Origin of the sequence: Kitasatospora sp. NPDC091257 (assembly GCF_044757675.1) — a bacterium.
GTDB lineage: Bacteria > Actinomycetota > Actinomycetes > Streptomycetales > Streptomycetaceae > Kitasatospora > Kitasatospora lactacystinica.
In genome coordinates, this window is sequence record NZ_JBIVVI010000967.1 from 1 (window position 1) to 3,557 (window position 3,557).

General features: G+C 70.1%; 3 protein-coding genes. All 3 read right to left on the reverse strand.

Features of this window, described 5'->3' with window-relative positions; all coding sequences use genetic code 11:
• Window positions 1–255: 255 nt before the first annotated feature.
• On the reverse strand, window positions 256–1,869 hold the full coding sequence (mctP, locus tag ACIQOV_RS32860) for a monocarboxylate uptake permease MctP (protein WP_359904553.1): 1,614 nt from the start codon (window positions 1,867–1,869) through the stop codon (window positions 256–258).
• On the reverse strand, window positions 1,866–2,162 hold the full coding sequence (locus ACIQOV_RS32865) for a DUF3311 domain-containing protein (protein WP_401054380.1): 297 nt from the start codon (window positions 2,160–2,162) through the stop codon (window positions 1,866–1,868). Before ACIQOV_RS32865 ends, mctP begins: the two co-directional genes overlap by 4 nt.
• A 363-nt stretch (window positions 2,163–2,525) precedes the next feature.
• Window positions 2,526–3,317 (reverse strand): GntR family transcriptional regulator, encoded by a 792-nt coding sequence (locus ACIQOV_RS32870; RefSeq protein ID WP_355261095.1) that lies wholly within the window; start codon window positions 3,315–3,317, stop codon window positions 2,526–2,528.
• Window positions 3,318–3,557: the final 240 nt, after the last annotated feature.

Consider the following 3,557-nt stretch of genomic DNA (forward strand, 5'->3'; position numbering starts at 1 on the left):
GGGTGCTGGCCGTGGGCGGCACCGCGCTGACCCTGGGCGGCGCCGTGCTGGCCCTGGGTGGACTGGTGCTGGCCGTTGAGGGTGGTGCCGAGTTCTGCCATGGCCGCGAGCTCCCCGTGGTCGATCAGGTTCCGGCCGGATGCCGGTCCGGTCTGGTGGTGCCCGGCGTGCACGCCTGTTCATACATATGATCGCGCCGCCTTCTCCAGTGTTCACGGAGAAGGCGGCGCGATCACAGGGCGCGTACCGCGCGAATCAGTGCGCCGCTACAGGCTCCGGCGCGTTCTTCAGCTCTTCGTCACCGGCTTCGGCGCTGTAGTCGGACGGCCTGGTCTCGTCCGGGAGCTCCGGCGCCTTGACCGCCCGCAGCACCAGGGTGAGCGCCACCGCGACGATCAGGTTGAGCGCGAACGCGGTCAGGCCGATGTAGCCGATCTCGCCGATGCCGGGGATCCCGGCCGCGCTGCCGCCGAAGTGCTTGGTGGCCGGGCTGGCGATCCCGTACGCCTTCCAGGTGCCGTACACCATGCCGGCCGCCCAGCCGGCGAACAGCGCCCAGTGGTGGAACCAGCGGGTGAACAGGCCGCCGACGATCGCCACGAAGGTCTGCAGGATCCACAGGCCGCCCAGCAGCTGGAGGTTGATCGCGGCCTGCTTGTCCATGCCGAGCACGAAGGCCAGGGCGCCGACCTTCACCAGCAGCGAGACCAGCTTGGCGATCCGGGTCTCGTCGGCGGGGGTGGCGGAGGGCTTGAGCCAGTCCTTGTAGACGTTGCGGGTGAACAGGTTGGCCGCCGCGATGGACATGATGGCGGCCGGCACCAGCGCGCCGATGCCGATCGCGGCGAAGGCCACGCCGGTGAACCAGTCCGGGAACATGTCCGCGAACAGCTGCGGCACCGAGAGCTGGGCGTTGTAGCCCTTGACGCCCTTGCCCACGCCCGCCGCGATCGCCATGAACCCGAGCAGCGCCAGCAGGCCCAGCATCAGCGAGTACGCGGGCATGATCGCCATGTTGCGGCGCACGGTGCTGCGGGACTTGGAGGCCAGCACGCCGGTGACCGAGTGCGGGTACATGAACAGCGCCATCGCCGAGCCGAGGGCCAGCGTGGCGTACGTCCACTGGCTGCCGTGCGGGACGGTCAGCGATCCCTTGGCGCCCGGCGCGCTGAACTTGTGCGCGGCGGCGTCGAAGATGTGCCCGTAGCCGCCGAGCCGGATCGGGATGTAGATCACCGCGACGATGATCACGATGTAGACGAGGGCGTCCTTGACGAAGGCGATCAGCGCCGGGGCGCGCAGGCCGGAGGAGTAGGTGTAGGCGGCCAGCACGCCGAAGGCGATGAACAGCGGCAGGTCCTTGACGAACCAGTTGGCGTTCTCCCCGCCGCCGACCCCCAGCACGTCCAGCACGGCCTGGATGCCGACGAGTTGCAGGGCGATGTACGGCATGGTGGCCAGGATCCCGGTCAGCGCGACGACCAGCGACAGCGGCCGCGAGCCGTACCGGCCGCGCACGAAGTCGGCCGGGGTCACGTAGCCGTGCACCCGGGAGACCGACCAGAGCCGGGGCAGGAAGAGGAAGACCAGCGGGTAGGCGACGATCGTGTACGGCACCGCGAAGAAGCCCGCCGCGCCGGTGGCGTACACCGCCGCGGGGACGGCGACGAAGGTGTACGCGGTGTAGAGGTCGCCGCCGAGCAGGAACCAGGTCACCCAGGTCCCGAAGCTGCGCCCGCCCAGGCCCCACTCGTCCAGGTGCGCGGCGTTGTCCGCGCGGCGCCAGCGCGAGGCGAGGAAGCCCATCACGGTGACCAGGGCGAAGAACAGCACGAAGACCACGAGGGCCGGAACGTTGACGTCCTTCATCGCGCACCGCCCTTCCGGGCCGCCTTGCGGGCCTTCTCGTCCCGGGTGATCAGCAGGTAGGCGGCGACCGTGAACACGGCCGACACCGGCACCCAGAGCAGCTGGTACCAGTAGAAGAAGGGCACCCCGGCCACCGCCGGTTCGCTCTTGTCGTACGAGGACACCCAGAGCATCGCGACGATCGGCACCAGCAGGGCGAGGCCGGCCAGCACCCGCTCGGGCGTCACGGCCGGGACGGGCCTCCCGGCTGGCTCGGGCATGACATCTTCGAGGGTGAGGGGATCAGACGGCATCTTCGGCTCCGCTCCGGAGGGTTCCCCGTCGGCGCCGCAGCCCGGTCGGCGCCGAGCGCCGCACGGGCCCGCCGAGCAGCACCATCGGTGATCGGCAGTCAGGTCAGTACGGCTGCGCAATCTAGAGCATGGGGTGATCCATGTCACCGGAATTGACGGAACTTCCCGCCAGTCGGACGCAACCGACCGGTTGTTCACCGCCGGGCGGCGGAAACGCGCTGCCGCGGCGGGACGTGAGGCGCCGTCACCGTACGTGCGGTGCGGAACGCGAAAGGCGCCGGCGCGCGGGTCTTGCGCGCCGGCGCCCGAGGTGCGGCGGGGGAGTGCGGCTGTTCCGGGCGCTGCGGCCGGCCCGGACTCCGGTTACTCCGGACGCTTCAGCCGGGTGATGAACTTGTAGCGGTCGCCGCGGTAGATCGAGCGGACCCACTCGACCGGGTCGCCCTCGGCGTCGAAGGAGTGCCGGGACAGCTGGAGCATCGGCAGGCCGAGGTCGGAGCCGAGCAGGCCGGCCTCGCGGGGGTTGGCCAGGGTGGTCTCGATGGTCTCCTCGGCCTCGGCCACGGTGACCCCGTACACCTCGCGCAGCGCCGCGTACAGCGAGTTGTGCTTGGCCAGGTTGCGGCGCAGGGCCGGGAAGCGCTTGGCGGACAGGTGGGCGACCTCGATGGCCATCGGGTCGCCGTTGGCCAGCCGCAGGCGCTCGATCCGCAGCACCCGGCCGCCGGGCTTGATGTCGAGCAGCGGGGCGAGCCGGTCGTCGGCGGTGATGTAGCCGATCTCGATCAGCCGGGAGGCGGGCTCCAGGCCCTGCGCCCGCATGTCCTCGGTGTAGGAGGTGAGCTGGAGGGCCTGGGCGACCTTGGGCTTGGCGACGAAGGTGCCCTTGCCCTGGATGCGCTCCAGCCGGCCCTCGACGACCAGCTCCTGGAGGGCCTGGCGCACGGTGGTGCGCGAGGTGTCGAACTGGGCGGCCAGCGCGCGCTCGGGCGGCACCGGGGTGCCGGCGGGCTGGGTCTCGGTGAGCTGCAGCAGGTGCCGCTTCAGGCCGTAGTACTTGGGGACGCGCGCGGTCGGGTCGGTGCCGGCCTGCGTCGGGAGGTTGTTCACCTCGGGGTCGTTGACCTGGGCGGTGGATCCCCCGTCGCTGCTCATCGGACCTGTTCTCCCGCTTCTCGCGAGGCCTTCAGCGACCCCGCCACATCGTTAACGGCTCACATCGTTGCATGTATGGCTACGGAACGAATACCTCATCACGCGATGAACGATGTGCGGTGTCGGCTTGATAACGGGTGGTCGAGATCGGTCGAACAGCCGTTGACAGGCCCATTGGTCTAGGCCAAGCTCCAGGCAGCTGGTCTACACCACTAGACCGGTAACTATGAATCCCCCCAC

Coding starts and splice junctions, on each gene's coding strand:
- mctP (WP_359904553.1), bottom strand. CDS start 1,869: ATGAAGGACGTCAACGTTCCGGCCCTCGTGGTCTTCGTGCTGTTCTTC.
- ACIQOV_RS32865 (WP_401054380.1), bottom strand. CDS start 2,162: ATGCCGTCTGATCCCCTCACCCTCGAAGATGTCATGCCCGAGCCAGCC.
- ACIQOV_RS32870 (WP_355261095.1), bottom strand. CDS start 3,317: ATGAGCAGCGACGGGGGATCCACCGCCCAGGTCAACGACCCCGAGGTG.